The sequence below is a fragment of the Sphingomonas crusticola genome (genome assembly GCF_003391115.1).
Taxonomy (GTDB): Bacteria; Pseudomonadota; Alphaproteobacteria; order Sphingomonadales; family Sphingomonadaceae; genus Sphingomonas_I; species Sphingomonas_I crusticola.
Genome location: NZ_QTJP01000001.1, coordinates 1,913,269 through 1,937,554, shown reverse-complemented (window position 1 = coordinate 1,937,554; position 24,286 = coordinate 1,913,269). Strand labels below are relative to the sequence as shown.

The 24,286-nt window shown below is 65.5% G+C and carries 24 protein-coding genes and 1 tRNA gene; 18 read left to right on the top strand and 7 right to left on the bottom strand.

What is annotated here, in order from left to right:
• Window positions 1-7: 7 nt before the first annotated feature.
• The 4 genes from lgt (at window position 8) to DX905_RS09155 (ending at window position 3,320) form a co-directional block, all read left to right on the top strand.
• Window positions 8-910 (top strand): prolipoprotein diacylglyceryl transferase, encoded by a 903-nt coding sequence (lgt, locus tag DX905_RS09170; RefSeq protein ID WP_116091077.1) that lies wholly within the window; start codon window positions 8-10, stop codon window positions 908-910.
• The gene (locus DX905_RS09165) at window positions 894-1,940 is read left to right on the top strand and encodes a class I SAM-dependent methyltransferase (protein WP_116091076.1); all 1,047 of its coding nucleotides are present in this window, start codon (window positions 894-896) and stop codon (window positions 1,938-1,940) included. Before lgt ends, DX905_RS09165 begins: the two co-directional genes overlap by 17 nt.
• Before the next feature lie 2 nt (window positions 1,941-1,942).
• On the top strand, window positions 1,943-2,704 hold the full coding sequence (gene pgeF / locus DX905_RS09160; protein ID WP_420822141.1) for a peptidoglycan editing factor PgeF: 762 nt from the start codon (window positions 1,943-1,945) through the stop codon (window positions 2,702-2,704).
• Between the two features lie 73 nt (window positions 2,705-2,777).
• Window positions 2,778-3,320 carry a hypothetical protein gene (locus tag DX905_RS09155; RefSeq protein WP_116091075.1) on the top strand — a complete coding sequence of 181 codons (543 nt, stop codon included), beginning with the start codon at window positions 2,778-2,780 and terminating at the stop codon, window positions 3,318-3,320.
• Between the two features lie 53 nt (window positions 3,321-3,373).
• Here the strand turns inward: DX905_RS09155 and DX905_RS09150 are convergent, their stop codons facing one another.
• Window positions 3,374-4,135 (bottom strand): DUF1134 domain-containing protein, encoded by a 762-nt coding sequence (locus DX905_RS09150; protein WP_240320796.1) that lies wholly within the window; start codon window positions 4,133-4,135, stop codon window positions 3,374-3,376.
• Window positions 4,136-4,252: 117 nt separating this feature from the next.
• On the opposite strand from DX905_RS09150, the gene DX905_RS09145 reads away from it, so the two are divergent.
• Window positions 4,253-4,342 (top strand) — tRNA-Ser (locus tag DX905_RS09145).
• A gap of 37 nt (window positions 4,343-4,379) precedes the next feature.
• Here the strand turns inward: DX905_RS09145 and DX905_RS09140 are convergent.
• Window positions 4,380-5,618 (bottom strand): MFS transporter, encoded by a 1,239-nt coding sequence (locus tag DX905_RS09140; RefSeq protein ID WP_240320795.1) that lies wholly within the window; start codon window positions 5,616-5,618, stop codon window positions 4,380-4,382.
• Between the two features lie 149 nt (window positions 5,619-5,767).
• On the opposite strand from DX905_RS09140, the gene rutB reads away from it, so the two are divergent.
• The 5 genes from rutB to rutA are packed head-to-tail and all read left to right on the top strand — an operon-like array spanning window position 5,768 to window position 9,287.
• The gene (rutB, locus tag DX905_RS09135) at window positions 5,768-6,496 is read left to right on the top strand and encodes a pyrimidine utilization protein B (RefSeq protein ID WP_116091074.1); all 729 of its coding nucleotides are present in this window, start codon (window positions 5,768-5,770) and stop codon (window positions 6,494-6,496) included.
• A complete protein-coding gene (locus tag DX905_RS09130; protein WP_116091073.1) occupies window positions 6,493-7,008 on the top strand; it encodes a DUF3828 domain-containing protein in 516 nt (171 codons plus the stop codon). The genes rutB and DX905_RS09130 overlap by 4 nt, the downstream gene beginning before the upstream one ends.
• Complete coding sequence (gene rutC / locus DX905_RS09125) at window positions 7,008-7,391, top strand: pyrimidine utilization protein C (RefSeq protein WP_116091072.1); 384 nt, start codon at window positions 7,008-7,010, stop codon at window positions 7,389-7,391. Before DX905_RS09130 ends, rutC begins: the two co-directional genes overlap by 1 nt.
• Window positions 7,392-7,410: 19 nt before the next feature.
• Window positions 7,411-8,223: a pyrimidine utilization protein D gene (rutD, locus tag DX905_RS09120; protein WP_116091071.1), complete on the top strand. Its 813-nt coding sequence runs from the start codon at window positions 7,411-7,413 to the stop codon at window positions 8,221-8,223.
• Window positions 8,224-8,228: 5 nt separating this feature from the next.
• Window positions 8,229-9,287, top strand: coding sequence for a pyrimidine utilization protein A (gene rutA, locus DX905_RS09115; RefSeq protein WP_116092445.1), 1,059 nt, complete (start codon window positions 8,229-8,231; stop codon window positions 9,285-9,287).
• On the opposite strand, the gene DX905_RS09110 is transcribed toward rutA, so the two are convergent.
• A complete protein-coding gene (locus DX905_RS09110) occupies window positions 9,284-10,192 on the bottom strand; it encodes an AraC family transcriptional regulator (protein ID WP_116092444.1) in 909 nt (302 codons plus the stop codon). The two genes, rutA and DX905_RS09110, sit on opposite strands and share 4 nt — an antisense overlap.
• A 143-nt stretch (window positions 10,193-10,335) precedes the next feature.
• Here DX905_RS09110 and DX905_RS09105 point away from each other — a divergent pair, with 143 nt between their 5' ends.
• The gene (locus tag DX905_RS09105) at window positions 10,336-11,061 is read left to right on the top strand and encodes an SDR family oxidoreductase (protein WP_116091070.1); all 726 of its coding nucleotides are present in this window, start codon (window positions 10,336-10,338) and stop codon (window positions 11,059-11,061) included.
• Between the two features lie 9 nt (window positions 11,062-11,070).
• Here DX905_RS09105 and arfB read toward each other — a convergent pair whose 3' ends face one another.
• Complete coding sequence (gene arfB / locus DX905_RS09100) at window positions 11,071-11,484, bottom strand: alternative ribosome rescue aminoacyl-tRNA hydrolase ArfB (protein WP_116091069.1); 414 nt, start codon at window positions 11,482-11,484, stop codon at window positions 11,071-11,073.
• Window positions 11,485-11,617: 133 nt separating this feature from the next.
• On the opposite strand from arfB, the gene DX905_RS09095 reads away from it, so the two are divergent.
• The 3 genes from DX905_RS09095 (at window position 11,618) to DX905_RS09085 (ending at window position 14,959) form a co-directional block, all read left to right on the top strand.
• Window positions 11,618-13,093: a circularly permuted type 2 ATP-grasp protein gene (locus tag DX905_RS09095; RefSeq protein WP_116091068.1), complete on the top strand. Its 1,476-nt coding sequence runs from the start codon at window positions 11,618-11,620 to the stop codon at window positions 13,091-13,093.
• Window positions 13,094-14,029, top strand: coding sequence for an alpha-E domain-containing protein (locus DX905_RS09090; protein ID WP_116091067.1), 936 nt, complete (start codon window positions 13,094-13,096; stop codon window positions 14,027-14,029).
• 117 nt (window positions 14,030-14,146) lie between these two features.
• On the top strand, window positions 14,147-14,959 hold the full coding sequence (locus tag DX905_RS09085) for a transglutaminase family protein (protein ID WP_116091066.1): 813 nt from the start codon (window positions 14,147-14,149) through the stop codon (window positions 14,957-14,959).
• A 14-nt stretch (window positions 14,960-14,973) separates the two neighbouring features.
• On the opposite strand, the gene DX905_RS09080 is transcribed toward DX905_RS09085, so the two are convergent.
• A complete protein-coding gene (locus DX905_RS09080) occupies window positions 14,974-15,699 on the bottom strand; it encodes a hypothetical protein (RefSeq protein WP_162875539.1) in 726 nt (241 codons plus the stop codon).
• A 157-nt stretch (window positions 15,700-15,856) separates the two neighbouring features.
• Here DX905_RS09080 and acnA point away from each other — a divergent pair, with 157 nt between their 5' ends.
• Window positions 15,857-18,541 carry an aconitate hydratase AcnA gene (gene acnA, locus DX905_RS09075; RefSeq protein ID WP_116091064.1) on the top strand — a complete coding sequence of 895 codons (2,685 nt, stop codon included), beginning with the start codon at window positions 15,857-15,859 and terminating at the stop codon, window positions 18,539-18,541.
• Between the two features lie 86 nt (window positions 18,542-18,627).
• On the opposite strand, the gene ygfZ is transcribed toward acnA, so the two are convergent.
• The gene (ygfZ, locus tag DX905_RS09070) at window positions 18,628-19,362 is read right to left on the bottom strand and encodes a CAF17-like 4Fe-4S cluster assembly/insertion protein YgfZ (protein ID WP_116091063.1); all 735 of its coding nucleotides are present in this window, start codon (window positions 19,360-19,362) and stop codon (window positions 18,628-18,630) included.
• Between the two features lie 130 nt (window positions 19,363-19,492).
• Between ygfZ and DX905_RS09065 the strand changes: the two genes are divergently transcribed.
• The 3 genes from DX905_RS09065 (at window position 19,493) to DX905_RS09055 (ending at window position 22,731) form a co-directional block, all read left to right on the top strand.
• Window positions 19,493-20,818, top strand: a complete 1,326-nt coding sequence (locus DX905_RS09065) for a dihydroorotase (protein WP_116091062.1) — start codon at window positions 19,493-19,495, stop codon at window positions 20,816-20,818.
• 161 nt (window positions 20,819-20,979) lie between these two features.
• Window positions 20,980-21,261, top strand: a complete 282-nt coding sequence (locus DX905_RS09060; protein ID WP_240320794.1) for a DUF3297 family protein — start codon at window positions 20,980-20,982, stop codon at window positions 21,259-21,261.
• Between the two features lie 153 nt (window positions 21,262-21,414).
• Window positions 21,415-22,731: a cystathionine gamma-synthase family protein gene (locus tag DX905_RS09055; protein WP_116091061.1), complete on the top strand. Its 1,317-nt coding sequence runs from the start codon at window positions 21,415-21,417 to the stop codon at window positions 22,729-22,731.
• Here the strand turns inward: DX905_RS09055 and DX905_RS09050 are convergent.
• A complete protein-coding gene (locus DX905_RS09050; RefSeq protein ID WP_162875538.1) occupies window positions 22,728-24,251 on the bottom strand; it encodes a glycosyltransferase family 39 protein in 1,524 nt (507 codons plus the stop codon). The genes DX905_RS09055 and DX905_RS09050 overlap by 4 nt on opposite strands.
• Window positions 24,252-24,286 lie beyond the last annotated feature (35 nt).

Sequence of the window (24,286 nt, the reverse complement as noted above, 5' to 3'; positions counted from 1 at the left end):
CGCGGCCATGAGCCTTGCTATCCTCGCCGCCACCGCTGCCGCGGGTCACCTCTCTTATACCGACCTGAATCTGTCGCCGGTGGCGCTCAACCTCGGAATCTTCCAGATCCGCTGGTATAGTCTGGCCTATATTGCCGGTATCCTCGTGGGCTGGTGGTATCTCACGAAATTGATCGATCAGCCGGGCGCGCCGATGGCGCGGCGCCATGCCGACGATTTCGTGTTCTACGCGACACTCGGCATCATCCTCGGCGGGCGCATCGGCTACATCATTTTTTACGGAGAAAGTCCGGGGCCGGGCGAACCGGCTTTATGGGCCACGCCGCTGCAGTGGTTCAAATTGTGGGACGGCGGCATGTCGTTCCATGGCGGGGCGTTCGGTGTCGTCATCGCGATATGGTGGTTGGCGAGGCGCAACAATCTCTCGATGCTGCGCTTCCTGGACTATGTCGCCTGTTGCGGTCCGTTCGGCCTGTTCTTCGGGCGGATCGCGAACTTTGTGAACGGTGAATTGTGGGGCCGGCCGACCGATGAGCCATGGGGCATCATCTTTCAGAACACGATGTCAAACGGCCTGCCCGAGCCAGCGCGCCATCCCAGCCAGCTCTACGAAGCGGGGCTGGAGGGGATTGTTCTCTTCGCGATCCTCTCTTTCCTCTTCTGGCGGACGCAGGCACGCTACAAGCCCGGCCTGCTTCTGGGCGTATTCCTGGTCGGCTACGGCGCCGCCCGTTTCCTTGTCGAATATTTCCGGGTGCCCGACGCGCAGCTCGGCATCCTGCCTTGGGGCATATCGATGGGGCAGACTTTGTCCGCACCAATGATCTTGGTCGGCCTATATTTCATCATGACCGCCAACGGCCGGCGCGTACGAGTGGAGCCCATTGCCGGCGATGCCAGCGTCGCCTGACATCGGCGACGAACTCGCGGCCCTGATCAAGGCGGAAGGGCGGGTCTCGATCGAGCGGTTCATGGGTGCCGCCAACGCGCATTATTATGCGACGCGCGATGCGATCGGCGCGGCCGGCGACTTCATCACCGCGCCCGAGATCAGCCAGATGTTCGGCGAGATTATCGGCCTCGCGCTTGCCGATCTGTGGCAGCGCGCCGGGAGCCCTGACGATGCGGCGCTGATTGAACTTGGACCGGGCCGCGGCACGCTCGCGAGCGATATGGTGCGCGCGATGAAGGTGGCCGGGCTCACGCCGCCCGTTCATCTCGTCGAGACGAGCCCATTGCTGAGGCAGAAGCAGCTCGACCGGCTGCCGCACGCCTCCTGGCACGAGACGATCGAGACATTGCCGGTCGACCGCCCCCTGCTGATCGTGGCCAACGAATTTTTCGACGCGCTGCCCGTCCGCCAGCTGATCAAGACCGAAGACGGCTGGCGGGAGCGGAGCGTGCGCCTCGGCGAAAGAGGCTTCGAGGCGGTGGCCGGCGATGCGGTTCCCGCGGAAATCGCGGCACATGGGGCTGACGCCGATCCTGGCACGATTGTCGAGCGCAACCCGGCCGCGCTCGCGCTGGCCGGTGCGCTGGCCGGGCGACTCGGCAAGCAGGGCGGAATTCTGCTGATCATCGATTATGGCTATACTGGCGACGGACATGGCGACACGCTTCAGGCGGTCCGCGAGCACGCATTCGCCGATCCGTTCGTTGCACCGGGGGCAAGCGACCTAACCGCGCATGTCGATTTCGCGGCACTCGCGCGGGCGACAGAAGCCGCCGGATTGCGGGTCTGGGGCCCTGTCGAGCAGGGCCAGTGGCTGCTCGCGCTCGGCTTGACCAACCGCGTAGCGGCGCTGACGCGCGCCGCGCCGGATCAGGCGGAGGAGATCGGCGCGGCTTATCGCCGCCTGACCCATCCCGGCGCGATGGGCCAATTGTTCAAGGTAATGGCGGCAACCGCGCCCGGTTGGCCGGAGCCGGGGGGATTCTGAGCATGATCGAGCCCTATCGCGCGCGCGCTCTCGCCGCTGTGCCACATGGCTTTCTCGGCCGGAGGGGCGGCGTTTCCACCGGCATTCTCGCAGGGCTGAACGTCGGCCTGGGCTCGAGCGATGACCGCGCCGCCATCGTCGAGAATCGGCGACGCGCGGTTGGGGCGGTGCTGCCTGGTGCGTCGCTGGTCACGGTCCATCAGGTTCATTCCGCCGAGGCGGTGATCGCGACCGGACCCTTCGCCGAAGACGCGCGTCCGCACGCCGATGCACTCGTCACCGATCGCCCCGGATTGCTGCTCGGCATCCTCACCGCCGATTGCGTGCCTGTCCTGTTGGCGGATGTGCAGGCGGGTGTGGTGGGCGCCGCGCATGCCGGCTGGAAGGGCGCGCTTGGCGGAGTCACCGACGCCACGGTCGCCGCCATGGAGAAACTGGGCGCGCAGCGCGACCGCATCGCCGCCGCGATCGGCCCCTGTATCGCGCGCACGTCCTATGAGGTCGACGACACTTTCGCTGCGCGCTTTGAACAGGCGGATCCGGCCAACGAACGCTTCTTCACACCCGGCCGCAGCGGCCACCAGCAATTCGATATCGAAGCCTATGTGCTGTCCCGTCTGGCTATGGCAGGCATCCGCACCGTCGAGGCGCTCGGACTGGACACCTATGCCGATCCGGAAGCCTTCTTCAGCTTCCGCCGCGCCACGCATCGCGGCGAGCCTGATTATGGTCGCGAAATCTCGCTGATCGGCTTGCCTGCCTAGGCTCTGCTTAGTTTTTGTTGACCTTTTGTTCCGGCCGCGCTCCTTATGCACATCGCCGGAAATGGGGGAGGCTATGAAGCTGTGGCAGTTGGTGATGCTGGCGGGGATGACCGCCGCCCCGCTAGAGGCCAGGGATCCGCCGACAGGCAGTCTTTCGTCCGACGCGATCGAGATGCCGCTTAGTTCGACAATCCAGCAATATAAGAAGTGGCGGATCGAGCAGAACAAGCTGTTCGTCGCTGCGGTGACGACCAACGAAGCCGGATCGCTGTTCGGACTGCTCTGCGGAACGACCTGCAGCTATTATATCAACAACGGTAAAGCGTGCGAGGTAGGTGTCACCTATCCCGGCCTGATCAGCGGCGCGAACGGGGCGCTCGCAGTTACGCTGCGGTGCCTGCACGTCAGGGAAGAGGGTGAGGAATATGCCGTCTTCCTGGTCGACGAGGATGTGACAGAGATGCTCGGGGAAGCAGCGGAGATCGGCATCGTCGTGCCGCTCGCGAACGGTCAGTTCAACGTTTCGCGATTCTCCATGGCCGGCGCCTCCGAAGCCTTGGACGACATGTTCAAGATCGCCGACAAGAAGATCGGCGCGACCGACTTCACCCTGTAACGAACCGCGGCATAGGAACTTCCACCCCGCGAACCCACCGACGCCGATACCGGTTAGAAGGGCAGCCAGCTGCCCTTTTCTCGAAAGCGCATATAGCCGAGGTTGGCGCCGAGCCGCAGCCCGACCCCCAGCCGGATCGGGATCACAACGATATGGCCGCGCCGCAGGTAGGAGGCGGTGAATCCGCCAATGGCGTAAACGTTACCCTCGGCGGCAGGGAAGCGGTGGTAAAGTTCCTGACTGTCGTCGAGATTGTAGACGAGCACGAACGTCTTGGAGGCGTTGGCGCCCAGATCGAAGCCGATCGACGGCCCGGTCCAGAAGACCGGACGCTGGCCCTCGATCTTGTGGAACAAGGTGCCCGATCCGTAGCGCACGCCGATCGCAACCGCGCCGCCCGCCTCATTGCCGGCGATATAGGCGTTGGGGCGACCCTGCTCCTTGAAGATCTTCTCGATCAGATTCGCGAGCCCTGCCGCGCCCTTGCCGAAGACGCCTTCGGCGGCGCCGACGACGTCGCCTTCCTCGAACGTGCCGCCTGCCGAAGCGTCGCGCGCGGCAATCTCGGCCTGGGACGCGGGCGGGGGCGGCTGGGTACCGGCGGGCTGCTCGACCGGGGCCGCCATGGTGCTGGGCGGAGCCGATGCGGGCGCCTCCTCTTCGGCGGGAGGTGGGGAAGCCTCGGCCGGTGCTGCTGTCGGGGCAGGCGCCGCCATCGCACCAGCATTGTTGGGATCGACCGTGCGGACCTGCGCGACTGCGGCCGATGCCGTCAGCAGCGCTGCCAGGATCATGCTTGCCGTTCTGCCGATCATTCCTACCCCCATATTGGACGCCCTATGATAGGCGCCGGCGCGCTTTCCCTGCAATGAACGGCGAAGGCGTTGATTGGCGCGGATCGTCTCGCTATAGCCCGCCGCCTGCCAGGATCCGGAGACGTGGGTGAGTGGCTGAAACCAACGCTTTGCTAAAGCGTCATATGGGAAACCGTATCGAGAGTTCGAATCTCTCCGTCTCCGCCATTCCGCCAAGGCCGCTCCCGAACCGCTCGCTCTAACTTCACTCGGCCGCTGCGGCGCAGGGTTCGCGCACCGAGCGGGCACGGTCCACCAGCAACGCGACCGCCCAAATCGCCAGCCCTGCAAGCGCGAGGCCGCAACCGACCCAGCCGGTCGATGCCCAGCCGTAGCCCGCGGCGATCGCACTTCCGCCGAGCCATGGTCCCAGCGCATTGGCGGTGTTGAACGCGGAATGATTGAGCGCCGCGGCCAACCCCTGCGCATCGCCGGCAACATCCATCAGGCGGGTTTGCAGCACCGTGCCGAGCGCTCCGCCAATCCCGATCGCCAGCACGGCCAGCGTGATCGACCAAAGATGCGGCGTGGCGAACGGGTAGATCGCCAATGCCGCCGCGCTCCAGGCGAGCAGGCCGCCCGCGGTCGGCATCAGCGCACGGTCCGCGAAGCGCGGCACGACGATATTGCCCAATGTCAGCCCGACCCCGAACACGGCGAGCACGAGGGGCAGCGCGTAACCCGGCGCGTGGGTCACCGCCGCCAGCGTCGAAGCGAGGTAGGTATAGACCGCAAACATGCCGCCGAAGCCGATCGCGCCGATCGCCAGCGTCAGCCACACCTGGCTTCGCCGCAGCGCGCCAAGCTCACGCAACGGCGACGCGTTCGCGGCCGGCGGCGTGGCCGGCACGACCGCAAGTACCAATATCGCGGTCAGCAAGGCGATGATCGCCACCACGCCGAAGCCCCAGCGCCATCCCAGCCACTGGCCCAGCGCATTGGCGAGCGGCACGCCGACGATCGTGGCGACGGTCAGCCCCAGCATCACCCGGCCGACCGCAATCGTGCGCCGTTCGGGTGGGACGAGCCCGGCCGCGACGAGCGCGGCAGTGCCGAAATATGCTCCATGGGGAAGCCCGGCCAGGAAGCGAAAGACGAGCAGCACGCCGAATGTGGGAGCCAGCGCGCTCAGCAGGTTCCCCACCGCGAAGGCCGCCATCAGCAGCATCAACAAGGTCCGCCTGCCAAGACGCGCGCCCAGCACGGCAAGCAAAGGCGCGCCGACAACCACCCCCAAAGCATAGGCGCTGATGACGTGGCCGCCCGTCGGCTCGTCCACGCCCAGGCCGTGGCTGAAAGCCGGCAGCAGGCTCATGGTCGCAAATTCGGTGGTGCCGATCGCGAAGCCGCCGAGCGCCAGCACCAGGTGAACGAAACCAGGCGAGAATGCCCGCCGCGGTGCGGACGTGACGGGTTCGGGCGAATCGGTTCGTTCGCGGCTCACTCGCTACGATTCCTCAGAGACGGGAAGAGTCCTTGTCGGTGCGGTTCCGACGAACCTGCGCCGGATCGCAGATGGGCCCGGGGCCGGCAACCCCTGATCGGCCGCAGGGAGGGCTTGCAGTGGGTAAGGTTAGCCGTCACGATCCAGTGATGCAGAGCGATAGCGTCGTCGAACCTTCCATCGCGCCGGGCACGCGGATGGTGACGTTGCCGGCGCGGCCCGAGCCTTTGCGCCTCGCGGCCGATCAGACCGCGGTGGTCGTGATCGACATGCAGAATGCCTATGCCTCCCCCGGCGGCTATGTCGACCTGGCGGGCTTCGACATTGCCGGCGCAGCGGGGACGATCGAGAAGATCGCGACGGTGCTCGACACGGCGCGCGGGGCGGGCGTGCAGATCGTCTACCTCCAGAACGGCTGGGATGCCGATTATGTTGAGGCAGGCGGCCCAGGATCGCCCAACTGGCACAAGTCCAACGCGCTCAAGACGATGCGCGCGCGGCCCGAACTCAAGGGACGATTGCTGGCGCGCGGCGGCTGGGATTATGCGCTGGTCGACCGCCTCGCCCCCCAGCCCGGCGACATCACGCTCCACAAGACGCGCTATTCTGCCTTCTTCAACTCGCAGCTCGACCAGACGTTACGCGCGCGCGGCATCCGCAACATCGTGTTTGTCGGCATCGCCACCAACGTCTGCGTCGAAAGCACGCTGCGCGACGGCTTCCACCTCGAATATTTCGGGGTGATGCTGGAGGACGCGACCCACCATCTCGGCCCCGACTTCATCCAGCAGGCGACGGTCTATAACGTCGAGAAATTCTTCGGCTGGGTTTCGAGCGTGGCCGATTTCTGCGGCAGCTTCGGCCAGATCGGGGAATGAAAACCGGGGCGCCTTCGGGGGTCCGGTCGCTACCGGCTGTCCTCGCCTCACTCCCGCTTCTTCTTTGTCTCGCCGCCGCCGCGCCGCCGCTGGCGAATGCCGAAGCCTATGTCATTGGCATCTACCGACAGATTCCAGGCGACTTTAATTTCAGGATGGTCCGCTATTCCTCGAAACTCGGCGCACTAATGCGGCGTGACGACGCCCTGGCGCGTCGTACTGGGGGTGTCGGCGCACTCGACTGGGTGCCCTTTTGCGAATGCCAGGACACCGATCCAAGTTATCGCATCCGCTCGTCTTCGGTCCAGCCGCGAGGCTCGAACGGCGCGATCGTATCGATATTGCTTCGCAACGGATCGGACGAGCGTTTCACTGTTGATCTTGTCCGCGAGCGCGGCCTGTGGCGCGTTGCCGATGTGCACGGACCCAGCACGCCAAGCTTGCTTGCGTTGCTCCAACGACAGATCCCGCGCGAGGAAAAATCCCTCAGGCAGCAGGAAGGTAAAGAATAGTGCCCTTTGAAGCCATCAACCCGCCCCAATTCCCGACCCCGATCGCGCCTTATTCCGCGGGCGCCAAGGCCGGAAATACGGTTTACGTCTCAGGCGTGCTGGCGCTGGGCGAGGGCGGCGCCGTGCTGCATGTCGGCGATGCCGCTGCGCAGACCCGCCACGTGCTCGAGGTGATCAAGACTACGCTGGAAGCGGCCGGCGCCACCATGGCGGACGTGGCGATGAACCACATCTTCCTCAAGGATCTTGCCGATTATGCCGCCTTCAATGCCGTCTATGCCGAATATTTCCCGGGCGCGAAGCCGGCGCGCTACTGCATTAAATGCGAGCTGGTGAAGCCCGATTGCCTGGTCGAGATCGCGTCGGTAGCGCATCTGTCGTGAGCGGCGCGGAGCCGATCTGATGCCGCATGCCGCCGGGCTCTATTACGAACTGCATGGCCCGGAGGACGGCGAACCCTTGCTGCTCTCGCCCGGCCTCGGCGGCTCGGCGAGCTATTGGCAACCCAATCTCGCGGCCTTCGCCGAACGCTTCCGCGTCATCCTCTACGATCATCGCGGCACCGGCCGCAGCGACCGCGCCCTGCCCGATATGCCGAGTGTCGAGGAAATGGCGCAGGACGCGCTCGGCCTGCTCGATGCGCTCGGCATCGCCCGCGCCCATTTCCTCGGGCACGCGCTGGGCGGTTTGATCGGCATGGCGCTGGCGCTGGCCGCGCCCAAGCGGATCGGCCGGCTGATGGTCGTCAACGGCTGGGGGCGGCTGGAGCCGCACACCGGCCGTTGCTTCGATGCGCGCCTGATCCTGCTGCGCGCCGGCGGCCCGCAAGCTTATGCCGAGGCGCAATCGATCTTCCTCTATCCGGCGGACTGGATCGCGGAGGAGGAGGCGCAGGTCGCGGCCCAGACCCGCGCCAGCATCGACCATTTTCCCGGCATCGACAATGTCGAGAAACGGATCGCCGCGACGCGTGCTTTCGACATTCTCGACCGGATCGGCGAGATCGTCTCGCCCCTGCTCGCGGTCGCCGCCAGCGACGACATCCTCGTGCCGTCGATCGCGTCGGCGCGCATCGTCGATGGCCTGTCCCCCTTCAACGGCGGGACGGAGGTGACGATGCGGTGGGGAGGCCACGCCTGCAACGTCACCGATGCGGACAATTTCAACGAATTCGCGCCCGCCTGGATCGCCGGCGAGCCTTTAATCGAGGAGTGAGCATCATGCAGGTCGGTGTCTTCGTCCCCATCAACAACAATGGCTGGCTGATCAGCGAGACCTCGCCCCAATATATGCCGAGCTTCGATCTCAATAAGGAGATCGCGCTGCGCGCCGAGAAATATGGCCTCGATTTCCTGCTTTCGATGATCAAGCTGCGCGGCTTCGGCGGCAAGACCGAATTCTGGGAATATGGGCTGGAAAGCTTCACGCTGATGGCGGGGCTCGCCGCGGTCACCAGCAAGATCAAGATCTACGCCACCTGCCCGACCTTGGTGATCCCGCCCGCCTTCGCCGCACGAATGTGCAACACGATCGACTCGATCAGCCACGGCCGCTTCGGGCTGAACCTGATCACCGGCTGGCAGCGTCCCGAATATAGCCAGATGGGACTGTGGCCGGGCGACGAGCATTTCCGCAACCGCTACGACATGCTCGGCGAATATGCCCATATCCTGCGCGAATTATGGGGCACCGGCGTGTCCGATTTCTGCGGCCAATATTATCAGATGGACGATTGCCGCGTTCGCCCGGTGCCGACCGGCGACATGAAGATCATCTGCGCCGGCTCGTCCGACGCGGGCCTCGCTTTCTCGGCGCAATATGCCGATTACGCCTTCTGCCTCGGCAAGGGGGTCAACACGCCGAAGGCCTTCGCGTCGAACAACGAGCGGCTCGCGCTCGCCACCGCCAAGACCGGTCGCGACGTCTCCGTATTCGTGCTGATCATGATCATCGCCGCCGAGACCGACGCGGAGGCGATGGAAAAATGGATCCATTATCGCGAAGGCGTCGATCAGGAGGCGATCGCCTGGCTCGGCGAGCAGGGCGCCGCCGACAAGACCAGCACCACCACCAACGTCCGCCAGCTCGCTGACAAGGAAAGCGCGGTCAATCTCAACATGGGCACGCTGGTCGGCAGCTACGAAACCGTCGCGCGCCTGCTCGACGAGATGGCGGAGGTCCCCAACACCGGCGGCGTGCTGCTCACCTTCGACGATTTCATCGAGGGCGTCGAAGCCTTTGGCACGCGCATCCAGCCGCTGATGAAGAGCCGCGGCTAACCAGCAGCGAGCGTCGCGCTGAGGTAATCCCGACCGACTTGCAGCCGTTCGACATCCTGGCGCGGCGGCGCGCCGAACAGCCGGCGATATTCGCGGCTGAACTGGGACGGACTGTCATAGCCGACCGCGAAGCCTGCCGTTCCGGCACTCGCTCCTTCCGTCAGCATCAGGCGGCGCGCCTCCTGCAGGCGCAGCTGCTTCTGATATTCGAGCGGCGTCATGCGCGTCACCGCCTTGAAATGGGCATGGAGCGAGGAATCGCTCATGCCGGCAGCGGCGGCGATCTCGCGGATTCTGAGTTGATCGCGGAAATTGCCGCGGATCGCGGCGATGGCGCGGCTCACCTGGTTGAGGTGGCTGTCGGCGGCGGCGATCTGCCTTAGCGTCGATCCGTGCGGCCCCATGAGCAGCCGGTAAAGGATCTCGCGCTCGATCAGGGGCGCAAGGGTCGCAATGCTTGCGGGCTGCTCGATCAGCCGCACCAGGCGGCAGGCCGCATCCACCAGATCCGGATCGCTCGGATATACGGCCAGCACCGTCGCACCGTCGCGACGCCCCGTCCGCCCCTCCGCTATGATCAGGTCGGCCAGCGCGCGCAGGTCCAGGTCGATCTTGCAGCACAGATAGGGTTCGTCGGCGCTCGCTTCGACGATATGCCCCGTCAGCGGGAGGTCCACCGAGACCACAAGATAATGGGCCGCATCGTATAGCAGGCTGGTGTCGCCGATCGACACCCGCTTCGCCCCCTGGGTGATCAGGCAAAGCGACGCTTCATAGACCGAGGGGATCGGCAGGGTGGGCTGGTCTGCCCGAAACAAGGATAGACACCGCACCGGCGTGGCATACATGCCCGTGGCCGGCGCATGGCGCGTGATGATCGCGCTGAGTTCGGCCATTTGATCCATGATTGCTTCTTCGATCACGAAGTCCACCACCGCAAGTCGCCACGCCCAGTTTCAGAGGATCGTGCAATTTCCTTGGGCGATCAATCTACCGCCTTCAGCCGCTCCGGCACCATTTTGCCGTGACCCAATCGAAAGGAACCGACATGACCGGAGTAACCGACAAGACTGTGCTTATCACCGGGGCCTCGAGCGGCATCGGCGAGGCCGCCGTGCGCGAGCTGGCGCAGGCGGGCGCTCGGCTGTTCATCGGCGCGCGCCGTGGCGATCGCTTGGAGGCGATGGCGCAGGAATTGGGCTCGCAGGTGGCGTGGCAGGAACTGGACGTGACCGACGCCGCGAGCTTCGACGCCTTCGCCGCCGCCGCCAGGGCGCGCTTTGGCCGCATCGACGCGCTGGTCAACAATGCCGGCGTCATGCCGCTGTCGCCGCTCGCCGCGCTGAAGCGCGACGAATGGAAACGGATGATCGACGTCAACATCCACGGCGTGCTCAACGGCATCGCCGCGGTCCTCCCGGACTTCGTGGCGCAGGGGAGCGGGCATATCGTCAATGTGGCCTCGATCGCCGCGCACATGGTGATGCCGACGGCGGCGGTTTACTGCGCGAGCAAATATGCGGTTTGGGCGATCACCGACGGCCTGCGGCAGGAGCATGACAATATTCGCGCGACGATTATCTCGCCGGGCGTCGTCGCGACCGAACTCGGCCACGACATCACGGACCAGGGGGTCGCGGCAGCACTCCAGGAATGGCGCAGGAAGTCACTGACTCCGGACGCGATCGCACGCGCGATCCGCTTCGCGCTTGAGCAGCCCGACGGGGTCGACATCAACGAGATCATCGTCCGCCCGACCGCCGCGGGCATGTAAGCGGGCCACTTAGTCGAGCGCGGGTTTTCCCCGCCCGCGCTTGATCGCCCCGGTGCGCGCCTTGGTGTCGACCCGCTTCGCCTTTGCCGCCTTGCTCGGCTTGGTCTTGATCCGCCGTTCGGGGCGGACGTGCGCGGCGGCGACCAACTCCGCCAGGCGCGCGCGCGCGTCGGCGCGATTGGCTTCGCGCGTCCGGAAACGTCGGGCGGTGACGATGATGCCGCCGTCCAGCGTCCAGCGGCTACCCGCCAGCCCCTTCAGCCGTGCGAACACGTCCGGCACCAGCCGCAGGGCATAAACGTCGAGGCGTAGCTGCACGGCCGTCGCCACCTTGTTGACATTCTGCCCGCCGGGGCCGGTCGCGGCGAGAAAACGCTCTTCCAGCGCTTCTTCCGGCAAAGGTGGGGGAGCGGGGCTTGTCATATTCCTCGCGGGCCACGCTAATGGCCTGCAACGCTTTGGCAATTCCGTTCGTTCTGGCCCCACTACTCTTTCTCTTGTGCATTGCAGCGAACAGCGGCAGTCTGCACTTGCCGAACACGATACCAGGAGCGGAATGCGCGACGCATTTGATGAAGTGTGGGGGACTGGCGGCGACCGTACCGGACGGCCGGGATTCACCGAATTGGCCGGCTGGATCGCCAACACGCCGCTGCACGAACTCGACCGTCGCCAGAAAGCGGCCGAAGCCGCCTTTCGCCAATTGGGGATCACCTTCGCGGTCTATGGCGAGGAAGAGAGCGCGGAACGTATCATCCCGTTCGACATCGTGCCCCGCATCTTCACCCACAATGAGTGGGAACGGCTGAAAGCGGGGCTGGTCCAGCGGGTCGAGGCGATCAACGCCTTCCTCGGCGACGTCTACGGCAAGCAGCAGATCATCGCCGATGGCGTCGTCCCGGCAGAGCTGGTGCTCGCCAACGCCCAGTTTCGTGGCTTCCTCCATGGCCAGAAGCCGCCCCACGGGGTGTTTGCCCATATCTGCGGCATCGACCTTGTCCGCACGGGCCCCGACGACTTCTTCGTGCTGGAGGATAATGCACGGACGCCTTCGGGCGTCTCCTACATGCTGGAAAATCGCGAAGCGATGCTGCGGCTGTGCCCGGAAATCTTCCATCGCTTCCCGGTCTGCCCGGTGGATCGCTACCCCGATCAATTGCGCGACACGTTGCGCTCGGTCGCACCGCGCGGCAGCGGGTCGGAGCCGGTATGCGTCCTGCTCACGCCGGGCCATTTCAACTCCGCTTTCTACGAGCATAGTTTCCTCGCCGATTCGATGGGAATCGAACTGGTCGAGGCCGCGGACCTTGAGGTTGACGACGATGTCGTGTGGATGCGCACGATCGACGGCCGCGTGCGCGTCGACGTGATCTATCGCCGCATCGACGACGATTATATCGATCCGCTGGTGTTCCGGCCGGATTCACTGCTTGGCGTGCCGGGGCTGATCGCGGCCTATCGCGCCGGCAACGTCGCATTGGTCAACGCGCCCGGCACGGGCATCGCCGACGACAAGGCGATCTATTCCTACATGCCCGAGATCGTGAAATATTATTCGGGCGAGGACGTGAAGCTCCCCAATGTCGAGACGTATCGCTGCCGCGAGCCCGAGGCGCTGCAATATACGCTCGACCATCTCGACCAGCTGGTGGTCAAACTGGTCGATGGTTCGGGCGGCTATGGCATGCTGGTCGGGCCGACCGCGACCCGCAAGCAGATCGAGGATTTCCGCGCCGCGCTGATCGCCGAACCGCAGCGTTACATCGCTCAGCCGACGCTGGCGCTGTCGACCGTGCCGACGCTCACCGACAAGGGCGTGGCGCCGCGTCACGTCGATTTTCGTCCGTTCGTGCTCACCGGCGCGGAGGGGGTTCATATCGTGCCGGGTGGCCTCACCCGCGTCGCCTTGATCGAGGGCTCGCTCGTGGTGAATTCCAGCCAGGGTGGCGGCACCAAGGACAGCCTGATCCTGTCGGACGTCACCCAATATCAATCGCAAGGCCCCGACGGGCAGACCCAGCGGCAGTCCTAGATGCTGAGCCGGACCGCCGCACAGCTTTACTGGATCGGCCGCTACGTCGAGCGTGCCGAATTCACCGCGCGCCTGCTGGAGGCGACCTTGCGGCTCGATGCCCTGTCGGCGCGGCCGGCGGGACAGGTGGCGTGGGAAAGCGCGCTGCGCGTCACCGCCTGCGACAAGCGATATAAGGCGACCGGGCTGCCGGTCGATCCGCAATCGGTCGCCGGCTATCTCACGCTTGCACCCGAAAACCCCAACTCGATCCGCTCATGCCTCGATGCGGCGCGGTCAAACGCCAAGTCGGTCCGCACCGCGCTGACGCGCGACGCGTGGGAAGCGATCAACCGCGCCTGGCTCGGCCTGCGCGGCCTCGCCACGACCGGCGGCTATGAGGAGACGCTGGCGCTGACCGCGATGATCCGCGCGGAGACGCGCGGTTTCGAGGGCGCGCTCAATCATATGCTGCGCAACGAAGCCTATCACTTCATCGGCCTCGGCGCCGCGATCGAACGGGCCGACAACACCGCGCGGCTGATCGACGTCAAATATCACCTGCTCTTGCCGGAGGGCGAGAAGGTCGGCGGCGTGATCGATCGCGACCAATGGACCACGATCCTCCACACCGTTTCGGCCAATACCGCCTATCGCTGGCTCTACCGCGAAGGCCTCAAGCCGTGGCTGGTCGCCGACATGCTGATCCTGCGCAGCGAAGTGCCGCGCAGCCTGGCCGGCGCGATCGAAGAGGCGGTCCAGCACCTCGCTTATATCGGCAAGAGGTTGGGGCGGCAGGGCGAGGCCGACCGGCTCGCCCGGCGCTGCCAGACGACGCTCAGCCGGACCAGCATCGACGCCGTCTTCGGGCAGGGCCTGCACGAATATCTCGAGGCGTTCGTGGTCGAGGCCAGCCAGATCGACCGCGCCATCGGCCAGCAATTCAGGTTTGCTTAGGGCATTTCGCGCCGACATTGCGCGACAGCGCTTGCCGTCACCCCCGACATGTTTCGGGATGACGTGACAGAAGCTTCGGGGCTTTTTCCCTCGCCCGCCCTGCCCTAAGCTGAAGCCATGCGCCTCTACGTCTCCCACCGGACCGAATACCGATTTAGCGAGGCGCAGAAGCGGCTCGTGCAGCTGCTGCGGCTGACACCCGGCAATCATGCCGGGCAGAGCGTCGTGTCCTGGTCGATCGATGTCGATCGCGACGCCCGCCTGAAGCCGGGGCGTGACGGTTACGGCAATGAGACGACGATGCTCTATGTCGATGGACCGCTCGATCGCATTGCCATTTCGGTTTCGGGCGAGGTGCTGACGGAGGATCGCGCCGGGCTGCTCGGTGCGGCCGCGGAGCCGCTACCGCCGCTCCATTTCCTGCAGCCAACTGCGCTCACCCGCGCCGATGCCGCGCTTCACGACTATGTAGCCAGCCTGCAATTGCCGGGTGATCCGCTGGCCGGCGCGCATATGCTGGCCGAAGCGGTCCACGATCATCTCGTCCTCGACGAGCCCTATGTCGGCGGCGATCACAGCGCCGCCATTGCATTGGCGGATCGCAAGGCCGACGCGCAGGGGGCGGCTCACCTGCTGATCGCCGCCGCCCGTACCGCGCATTACCCCGCGCGCTATGTCGCCGGTCATCTCTACCGGCCTTATGAGACGGATACCCACGCCGCCCATGGCTGGACCGAACTCTACGTCGAAGGTTTCGGCTGGATCGGCTTCGATCCGCATGAAGGGCGCTGCCCGACCGAATCCTATGTCCGCGTCGCCATCGGCCTGGACCATAGCCAAGCGGCCCCGATATCGGGTGCGCGCATTGGCGGGGGTGCCGAGGCGCTGGCGGTCGATGTCCATGTCGGCCCGGAGCCCGGGCCGCAATAGACCTGACGGCGGCGCTAAGCGTCGAGCCTCGCCGCGAGCGCACGCAGCACGGCCGCCGGCTCGGCCGTAATCGGCTCGCCATGCGAGACGATGATCCGTGCCAGAGAAAGGTCGGATGCCCAGAGCCGGAACTGCGCCGCCAGGGCCTCTGGGTCCGTGATGAGCAGCCTTTTCATATCGCGTGGAATCTGCGGCCCGGACGCGCCGAAGCCGAGCAGCCGGGTCAGCACATGCGCGACGATGCCGCGCGGATGGCGAACATGGCCGATCACATCATTGACGATCAACGTCGATCCGGATGCACGCCGAACGAAAAGCGCGCTCTCACGCGCGCCGCTTCCCGGCACCACCTGGAACCGCGCGTCGGAATCGTCGAGAATGTCATCGGTCGCTTCGACCGGCACGACTTGCGCGACACGCTCCCGGGCGCCGGGGGGCGTGATCACCTTGATGTCGGGATAACGCGCCTTCCAGATCGGTGCATCCATGCGATGATAGCCACTGGGGACGATCAGGAAGGAGGGCCGGCCGAGCGCCTCGATCCGGGCCATCTCCGGCTCGCCCAGCGCCATTGCGCTCCAGATCGCGGTGCGGCCGCCGGAAAGGCCGATCACCGTCATGCGCCGCGGGAAATTGCCGAGCGGCATGGGGATGTCGCCGGAGACGGTCAGCAGCCGATCGTCAATCTGCTCCAGCGGCCCATGCGGAAATACCGTCCAGCGATCGAGTATCTTGGGCATCGCAAGCTCCTCGGCGCAGGAAACCGGCGATGCCGGCGATCGATCCCGCTGCCCATGCCGCAAAAGCCGGAATTTCGATGGCCAAACGCCTTCCCCCACCCCCATCCCCTTGCTAGTGCCCCCGCCATATACCGCATCGCTGTGAGGGATCTCGCCCATGACCGCCGTCGGCCACGACACGCTCAACACTCGTTCGACGCTCGACGTCGCTGGCCGTACGGTCGCTTATTATTCGCTCGCAAAGGCGGCTGAGACACTCGGCGACATTTCACGCCTGCCCTTCTCGATGAAGGTGCTGCTCGAAAATCTGCTGCGGTTCGAGGACGGCAAGACCGTCACCACCGACGATCTTACGGCGATGGTCCAGTGGCTGACCGATCGCACCTCCGAGCGCGAGATCCAATATCGTCCGGCGCGCGTGCTGATGCAGGATTTCACCGGCGTCCCTTGCGTGGTCGATCTTGCCGCCATGCGCGATGCCATCACGGCGCTGGGCGGGGACGCGCATAAGATCAATCCGCTCGTGCCGGTCCATCTCGTCATCGATCACTCGGTGATGGTCGACGAGTTCGGCACGCCCAAGGCGTTCGAGAACAATGTCGAGATCGAATATGCCCGCAATATGGAGCGCTACGAATTCCTGCGCTGGGGCTCCAAGGCGCTCGACAATTTCAAGGTGGTCCCCCCCGGCACCGGCATCTGCCACCAGGTGAATCTGGAGAATATCGCCCAGACGGTGTGGGTGTCCAAGGGCACCGACGGCGTCGACATCGCCTATCCCGACACCTGCGTCGGCACCGACAGCCACACGACGATGGTCAACGGCCTGGGCGTGCTCGGCTGGGGCGTCGGCGGGATCGAGGCCGAAGCCGCGATGCTGGGCCAACCGGTATCGATGCTGATCCCCGAGGTGGTCGGCTTCAAGCTCACCGGCACGCTCGCCGAGGGCATTACCGCCACCGATCTGGTGCTGACCGTCACCCAGATGCTGCGCCAGAAGGGCGTGGTCGGCCGCTTCGTCGAATTTTACGGCACCGGCCTCGACGCGCTCAGCCTCGCCGACCGCGCGACCATCGCCAATATGGCACCCGAATATGGCGCGACCTGCGGCTTCTTCCCGGTCGATCAGGCGACGATCAACTATCTGCGCCTCACCGGCCGCGACGAGGCACAGATCGATCTGGTCGAAGCCTATGCGCGCGCCCAAGGCCTGTGGCGCGACCCGACGCTGCCCGATCCGGTGTTCACCGACACGCTCGCGCTCGACATGTCGAGTGTGCAGCCGAGCCTCGCCGGCCCCAAGCGCCCGCAGGACAAGGTGCTCCTCACCAACGTCGACGAGAATTTCAACAACGAGCTGGTGACCGGCTACAAGAAGACCGGCGACAGCGACGTGCGGGTCGATGTCGAGGGCGAGGATTATCAGGTCGGCCATGGCGATGTCGTGATCGCGGCGATCACGAGCTGCACCAACACCTCGAACCCCAATGTGCTGGTCGCGGCCGGGCTGGTGGCGCGCAAGGCCCGCGCGCTCGGCCTGAAGCCCAAGCCGTGGGTCAAGACCAGCCTTGCCCCCGGCAGCCAGGTCGTCACCGATTACCTCAACAAGGCCAAATTGTCGGAGGACCTTGACGCGATGGGGTTCAACCTCGTCGGCTATGGCTGCACCACCTGCATCGGCAACTCGGGCCCGCTGCCCGCGCCGATCAGCAAGGCGATCAACGAGCATGATCTCGTCGCCGCCTCGGTGCTGTCGGGCAATCGCAATTTCGAAGGGCGCGTGTCGCCCGACGTGCGCGCCAATTTCCTCGCTTCACCCCCACTGGTCGTTGCCTATGCGCTCAAGGGCACGGTGCGCGAGGACATCACCACCACCCCGATCGGCACGACCGAAGACGGCAAGCCGGTGATGCTGAAGGATATCTGGCCGACCAATCACGAGATCAGCGATCTGATCACGTCGGTGATCGACAGCGATATGTACCGCACGCGCTATGCCAACGTCTTCGAGGGCGACCGCAAATGGCGCGCCATCTCGATCGAGGGATCGGATACCTATAGCTGGTCGGCGGGGTCGACCTATGTCCAGAACCCGCCTTATTTCGAAGGCATGACGATGACGCCGAAGCCGGTCGAGGACATCGTCGATGCCCGTCCGCTCGCCATCCTCGGCGATTCGATCACGACCGACCACATCTCGCCGGCCGGCTCGATCAAGGCCGACAGCCCGGCCGGTCGCTATCTCAACGAGCATCAGGTCTCGAAGGCCGACTTCAACAGCTACGGCGCGCGCCGCGGTAATCATGAGGTGATGATGCGCGGCACCTTCGCCAACATCCGCATCCGCAACGAGATGGTGCCCGGAGTCGAAGGCGGGATGACGCGCTATGTGCCGACCGGCGAGACGCTCGCCATCTATGACGCCGCGCAGAAATATAAGGAAGACGGCACGCCGCTCGTCATCGTCGCCGGCAAGGAATATGGCACCGGCTCGTCGCGCGACTGGGCGGCCAAGGGCACGACCTTGCTCGGCGTGAGGGCGGTGATCGCCGAAAGCTTCGAGCGTATCCACCGCTCCAACCTTGTCGGCATGGGGGTGCTGCCGCTGCAATTCCCGGACGGCACCGATCGCAAGACGCTCGGGCTCGACGGCAGCGAACAGTTCAGCATCGACAATGTCGCTGGCCTGCGCCCGCGCCAGATGGTCACGGTTCGCCTCAAGCGGGCCGATGGCAGCGAAGCCACGTTCGAGGCGCGCTGCCGGATCGATACGGTCAACGAGCTCGAATATTTCCTCAACGGCGGCATCCTGCCTTACGTCCTGCGCAAGCTGGCGGCCTGACCCTCGTCATTGCGAGGAGCGGACGCGACGAAGCAATCCAGACCCCAAGCTGGATTGCTTCGCTACGCTCGCGATGACAGTCGTTTCTAAGCGACGGTCGTGGGACCGATCGCATTCGCTAGCCAGTCAGGCACGATCAGCCCATCGTCCCCCGCCGCAATCCGCTCGACCTGCACGCGCTTCACCGCGAGCCCAAGCTCCGGATAATAAGCATTGGCCGCGTCACCCGGGTCCTCGGCCGCGCGCGTCACGACCAGCCGGCGATTGACCTTCTGCCGCCAGTTCATCCGCGCCGTATTCTCCTGCCCGACATAGCAGCCCTTCGAGAAGCTCACGCCGTTGAGTTCGACCGCATTGGTTTCGAGCCACAATGTCTTGTCGGAGCCCAGCTCGGCCGCACCCTCGGTAACTCCACGCGCCAGGCGATGGGCCCGCCATCCCTCCACAGGCTCATCGGGTGGGGCGACCCAGCGCCGGCCAAGCGCGGCCAGACGCGGATCGGCCACGCCCATGTCGCCCTCGCGCGCCCAATGCACCGCCAATTGGTGGTCGAGCGCAATCGTGATCGCCCGCCGCAGCCGGTACAGTGAGAGGCGCCGTGCCAGCGCCTCCGCCTGATCCCGCTCGCAATCGATCAGCAGATCCGCGCCATCCTCCCACACCAGGAAGTCGAACAGCGCCTTGCCCTGTGCGCTCAGCAGCCCTGCCCAGACCGGCAGCGGCCCAGTCACGTCATTGGTCACCAGCCCCTGGAGGAAACCGCGCACATCTTCACCCGAGAGGCGGAGCAGGGCGCGGTCGGCAAGGGTGGTCGCGGTCATGGGAGTCTATGTAGAGGCAGGCTTCCGACTTACCACTTTCTCGTCGCCCCAGCCGGGTCTATCGCCACCCGCGGCGACGCTAGCTGCAAAAGACATGGTCCCAGCCTGGCTGGGATGACGGGAGTGATTGATGGCGACTTACGATCTCCTGCTCAAGAACGGCACGGTGTGGACGCCCGGGGGGCCGGTGGAAGCCTCGGTCGGGGTCCGCGACGGCAAGATCGTCGCCATCGGCGAGTCGGGCGATGCCGGCGAGACGGTCGACTGCACCGGGCTGACCGTGCTTCCGGGCGTGGTCGACAGCCAGGTCCATTTCCGCGAGCCCGGGCTCGAGGCGAAGGAGGATCTCGAAAGCGGCAGCCGCGCCGCCGTGCTCGGCGGGGTGGTCGCCGTGTTCGAGATGCCGAACACCAAGCCCAACACCGACAGCGAAGCCGCGATCGCTGACAAGCTCGCCCGCGCCGAGGATCGCATGTGGTGCGATCATGCTTTCTATGTCGGTGCGACCAGCGCCAATGCCGAATTGCTGGGTGAACTGGAACGGCTGCCCGGAACCGCGGGCGTCAAGATCTTCATGGGTGCCTCGACCGGCGACCTGCTCGTCTCGGAGGATTCGGAACTGGCGCGTGTCCTCGCGCACGGCCGCCGCCGCGTCGCGATCCATGCCGAGGACGAGCCCCGCATGCAGGCCCGGCTCGGCGAGCGGGTCGCCGGCGACCCGTCCTCGCATCCGGTCTGGCGGGATGACGAGAGCGCGATGCTGGCGACGCAGCGCATCCTGCGCCTGGCTCGCGCCGCGCGGCGCCCGATCCATATCCTGCACGTGACCACGCCGGCCGAGCTGGAGGTCATCTCCCGCAACAAGGATATCGCCACCTGCGAGGTGACGCCGCAGCACCTTACCCTTGCGGGGGAGGACGCCTATCCGCGGCTCGGCACCTATGCCCAGATGAACCCGCCGATCCGATCCGCCGCGCATCGCGACGGGATCTGGAACTGGCTCAATCAGGGCGTGCCGGACGTGCTCGGCTCCGATCACGCGCCGCATACGATGGAGGAGAAGGCAAAGCCTTACCCCGATTCGCCGAGCGGCATGCCGGGCGTGCAGACCTTGCTGCCGCTGATGCTCGATCATGTCGCCCATGGCCGCCTGAGCCTGCAGCGACTGGTCGAACTGACCTCGGCCGGACCCCAGCGCGTGTTCGGCATGACCGCCAAGGGCCGCATCGCCGCGGGGTATGACGCCGATTTCACCTTGGTCGACCTCAAGGCGAAGTGGACGATTGAAGAGGATTGGCTGGCGTCGCGCTGCGGCTGGTCCCCGTTCACCGGCATGAATATCACCGGCCGCCCGGTCGGCACGATCGTGCGCGGCCGGATCGTGATGCGGGATGGCGCGCTCGCCGCAAAGGCGATCGGCCGGCCGATACGCTTCGACTCGGCAGCGTGGGATTGACTTTCTGTTCGTGATATGTTCTGTCGGACCCTCGGTTCCAGACCGAGATCATTAAGTTCGTTTCTGGTGTTTTTTTATTTTCCGATGCGGAGCGGCGGTAAACCGGCCGGGTCCCCCACCCCCTGGGCCGCCCCGGGATGACGCAATAAAAGAAGCCCGCTATGGCCGGCACCATGAGCGAAACCACTCCCACCCCGCCCGACCGCCTCTCGGTCGATCCCCGCAGCCCGCATTATGACGGCGATGCCCTCGCACGCGGCATCGGCATCATCTTCAACGGTACCGAGCGGTTCAACGTCGAGGAATATTGCATCAGCGAGGGCTGGGTGCGCCTTGCCATGGCCAAGACGCGCGACCGCAAGGGCAATCCGCTGACGATGAAGCTCAACGGCAATGTCGAACCCTTCTTCCGCGACAGCGCGCCCGAGTCGGAACAGGCGTGAGTCCCGCTCGTTTCGGTTCCGTAGCAGGCTCGCTGGGAGCGTGCCGACGGGAGAGTTCGGATGGGCAAGGGTCTGATTTTGTGGCTGCTGGGCGTCCCGGGCGTCGTCATCATCGCGCTGTTTCTGTTCCGCATCATCTAAAGGTGAATTGACATGGCCGAGGACGACAAGACCGAGGCCGACCTGACCGGGGGCGGGCTGCGGCGTCGTCCACGCCATCAGCCGCTGGAGGTTGGCGGACGCCGCCTCAGCCCCGCGACCCTGATGATGGGCCACGGCTTCGATCCCGCCCTGTCGGAGGGCTCGCTCAAGCCACCGGTCTTCCTCACTTCGACCTATGTTTTCGACAGCGCGGCCGCGGGCAAGCGCTTCTTCGAAGGCGTCACCGGCAAGCGCCCGGGCGGAGCCGAAGGCCTCGTCTATTCGCGCTTCAACGGCCCCAACCAGGAAATCCTCGAGGATCGCCTCGGCATCTGGGAAGAGGCCGAAGACGCGCTGACCTTCACGTCCGGCATGGCCGCCATCGCGACCGTGTTGCTGGCTCTGGTCCAGCCGGGCGATACGATCGTGCACTCCGCGCCGCTATATGCCGCGACCGAGACGCTGATCGGCAAGATCCTCGGCCGGTTCGGCATCAAATGGCTCGATTTTCCGGCCGGCGCGACCCGCGAGGAAATCGATGCGGTAATGGCCGAGGCCAATGCCAGCGGCCGCGTCCCGCTCATCTATCTCGAAAGTCCCGCCAATCCGACCAATGCTTTGGTCGACATCGACGCGGTGACCGCGTCGCGCGACGCGCTCTTCCCAGGCGAAAAGCCGCTGATCGTCATCGACAACACTTTCCTCGGCCCGCTGTGGCAGCAACCGCTCAAGCACGGGGCCGATATCGTCATCTACAGCCTGACCAAATATGCCGGCGGGCATAGCGATCTCGTCGCCGGCGGCGCGGTCGGCTCGAAGGCCGCGATCAACCCGATCCGGATGATGCGCAACACGATCGGCACGATCCTCGATCCGCATCCGGCGTGGATGCTGCTGCGTAGCCTCGAGACGCTGGAACTGCGCATGAGCCGCGCCGGCGAGAATGCCGCCAAGGTCTGTGCCTGGCTCCGCGATCAGCCCAAGGTCGAACATGTCGGCTATTTAGGCTTCCTTGAGGAAGGCTCGCGTCAGGCCGACATCTATAATCGCCATTGCTCGGGCGCGGGCTCAACCTTTTCGCTCTATTTGAAGGGCGGCGAGGCAGAGGCATTCCGCTTCCTCGACGCGCTTAAGATCGCCAAGCTCGCGGTCAGCCTCGGCGGCACCGAAACGCTCGCCAGCCACCCGGCCGGAATGACACATCTGTCGGTACCCCAGGCGCGCAAGGACGCGCTCGGCATCGGCGATAATCTCGTCCGCATCTCGATCGGGGTCGAAAATGCCGACGATCTGATCGCCGATTTCGAGCAGGCGCTCGCCGCTATCTAGGGGCTATTGGGAGAGGGTTTCCGGGTCGCCGGCAATCGCCTGAGGCCGACGATATCGATCGGTCCGTCTTGCCAGTGCCGCACGACATAGCGACCGCGACGTAGCTCCAGCAGGAATATATCGCCTCGATCGAAAGTCGTCGGTCCAAGGCGCAGCAGCCAGATGGTCGGGATCGCCTGCGTCGCCGGCTCCCGCGCGATTGCGCGCAGCTCCCCGCGCGGCAATGACGAGACGCCGCGCGTGCCCGTCGGATGCCAGCCGTGGCGCGCTTCCAGCGCCGGCATGTCGGTCGGGATCGCCCGGATCGGGTAAGCGAGTCCTTTGTCGCGCAACGCATAGACAAGCGGCAATTTGCCCTCATTCGGATAAGCGTAAACCGCGTCGCCGGGCCGGAACCGCGCTGCCAGCCAGTCGACCGTGCGATACCAATCCTGCATCGGCCCGCGCTGGAGCCCCTGCACGTCCGCCACGAGCATCGCTGTGGCAAGCAGGACCGCGCTGCCCCTTCCTATCCATCGATAGCGCCCGGGAGCGGCGGCGCCGATCGAGAGCAGCAGCAACGCGGGCACCGCGACCGGCGTCATGGTCCGGGTGATGAAGACCGGTGCCACCGTCAGGGACAAGATCACTGCGAGGATGACCGGCAGCAAGGCGAGCACCGCGAGACTGGCGAGCAGCCGCGGGCCATTTCGCGCCCGCACCAGCGCGGCTGCGGCAAACCCCGCCAGCACCAGACTGGCGATGCCAGGCCAGCCGGGCGCGGCGTACAGCGTCTCCAGCCGCCCCACGAACCTGCCGTCGAACTGGAAGCGCAGCCAGGTGGACGCGACCCAGGTCGTGGCCTGGCCACGCAGGATCGCCAGCCCAGGCAAATATGCCAGGGCAACCAGCCCATACCCGCCGGTCAACCATAGCCAATCGCGACCTGTCACGCGCCGCAGCAGCGCAATCGCGAGCGCGCAGGTAAGAGCTACGCCGTAAAGCGGGCCCAGATTGTGCAGCCACAACAAGGCCTCGAGCAGCAAAAGGTAGCCGGCAAACGCCGCGCTTGCGACCGGCCTGCCTCGCTCTACGCGTCGCGCGAGCTGCAGCAGCAACAGGATGGCTCCGGCGAAAACCAGGATCATCAGCGGATAAGGCCGTGCCTCGCGCGCCATTTCGACCAGCGCCAGCGACAGACAGGACAGCCCCACCGTGATGAGCTGCAGCCGCCGGCGGTCCGCAGCTCCCCAGCCGATCCAGCGGCCGGCCTCGCCCGCGGCCAGCGCCATCACCGGCAGGGTGGCGAGGCTCGACGCCCACCCAAGCAGGCGCAGCACGATCAGCCCGTCGCCAAACACTCCCACCCACAGATGCAGCAGGCTATAATAAAAAGGCGGGTGGCTCTCATAGAGCGGCACGATCCGCCATAGGAACGCCCAATCCTTGTCCGCGGCATAGGCGCTATACGCCTCGTCCAGCCATAACGGCGCGGCGCCCAGGCCCCAGCTCCGCACGCCGATGCCAATTGCGACCAACAAGCCGATCGCCGCCCAATATCCCCGCCCCAAGCGCA

Bases quoted from the DNA above. Each gene is read 5' to 3' on its own strand.
- DX905_RS09055 (WP_116091061.1), top strand. From the start codon at position 21,415: ATGGCCGAGGACGACAAGACCGAGGCCGACCTGACCGGGGGCGGGCTG.
- DX905_RS09080 (WP_162875539.1), bottom strand. From the start codon at position 15,699: ATGCCCAAGATACTCGATCGCTGGACGGTATTTCCGCATGGGCCGCTG.
- rutD (WP_116091071.1), top strand. From the start codon at position 7,411: ATGCCGCATGCCGCCGGGCTCTATTACGAACTGCATGGCCCGGAGGAC.
- DX905_RS09110 (WP_116092444.1), bottom strand. From the start codon at position 10,192: ATGGATCAAATGGCCGAACTCAGCGCGATCATCACGCGCCATGCGCCG.
- DX905_RS09085 (WP_116091066.1), top strand. From the start codon at position 14,147: ATGCGCCTCTACGTCTCCCACCGGACCGAATACCGATTTAGCGAGGCG.
- rutB (WP_116091074.1), top strand. From the start codon at position 5,768: ATGCAGAGCGATAGCGTCGTCGAACCTTCCATCGCGCCGGGCACGCGG.
- DX905_RS09155 (WP_116091075.1), top strand. From the start codon at position 2,778: ATGAAGCTGTGGCAGTTGGTGATGCTGGCGGGGATGACCGCCGCCCCG.
- pgeF (WP_420822141.1), top strand. From the start codon at position 1,943: ATGATCGAGCCCTATCGCGCGCGCGCTCTCGCCGCTGTGCCACATGGC.
- arfB (WP_116091069.1), bottom strand. From the start codon at position 11,484: ATGACAAGCCCCGCTCCCCCACCTTTGCCGGAAGAAGCGCTGGAAGAG.
- ygfZ (WP_116091063.1), bottom strand. From the start codon at position 19,362: ATGACCGCGACCACCCTTGCCGACCGCGCCCTGCTCCGCCTCTCGGGT.
- DX905_RS09165 (WP_116091076.1), top strand. From the start codon at position 894: ATGCCAGCGTCGCCTGACATCGGCGACGAACTCGCGGCCCTGATCAAG.
- DX905_RS09150 (WP_240320796.1), bottom strand. From the start codon at position 4,135: ATGATCGGCAGAACGGCAAGCATGATCCTGGCAGCGCTGCTGACGGCA.
- DX905_RS09090 (WP_116091067.1), top strand. From the start codon at position 13,094: ATGCTGAGCCGGACCGCCGCACAGCTTTACTGGATCGGCCGCTACGTC.
- DX905_RS09095 (WP_116091068.1), top strand. From the start codon at position 11,618: ATGCGCGACGCATTTGATGAAGTGTGGGGGACTGGCGGCGACCGTACC.
- DX905_RS09065 (WP_116091062.1), top strand. From the start codon at position 19,493: ATGGCGACTTACGATCTCCTGCTCAAGAACGGCACGGTGTGGACGCCC.
- rutA (WP_116092445.1), top strand. From the start codon at position 8,229: ATGCAGGTCGGTGTCTTCGTCCCCATCAACAACAATGGCTGGCTGATC.
- lgt (WP_116091077.1), top strand. From the start codon at position 8: ATGAGCCTTGCTATCCTCGCCGCCACCGCTGCCGCGGGTCACCTCTCT.
- DX905_RS09130 (WP_116091073.1), top strand. From the start codon at position 6,493: ATGAAAACCGGGGCGCCTTCGGGGGTCCGGTCGCTACCGGCTGTCCTC.
- DX905_RS09105 (WP_116091070.1), top strand. From the start codon at position 10,336: ATGACCGGAGTAACCGACAAGACTGTGCTTATCACCGGGGCCTCGAGC.
- DX905_RS09060 (WP_240320794.1), top strand. From the start codon at position 20,980: ATGGCCGGCACCATGAGCGAAACCACTCCCACCCCGCCCGACCGCCTC.
- acnA (WP_116091064.1), top strand. From the start codon at position 15,857: ATGACCGCCGTCGGCCACGACACGCTCAACACTCGTTCGACGCTCGAC.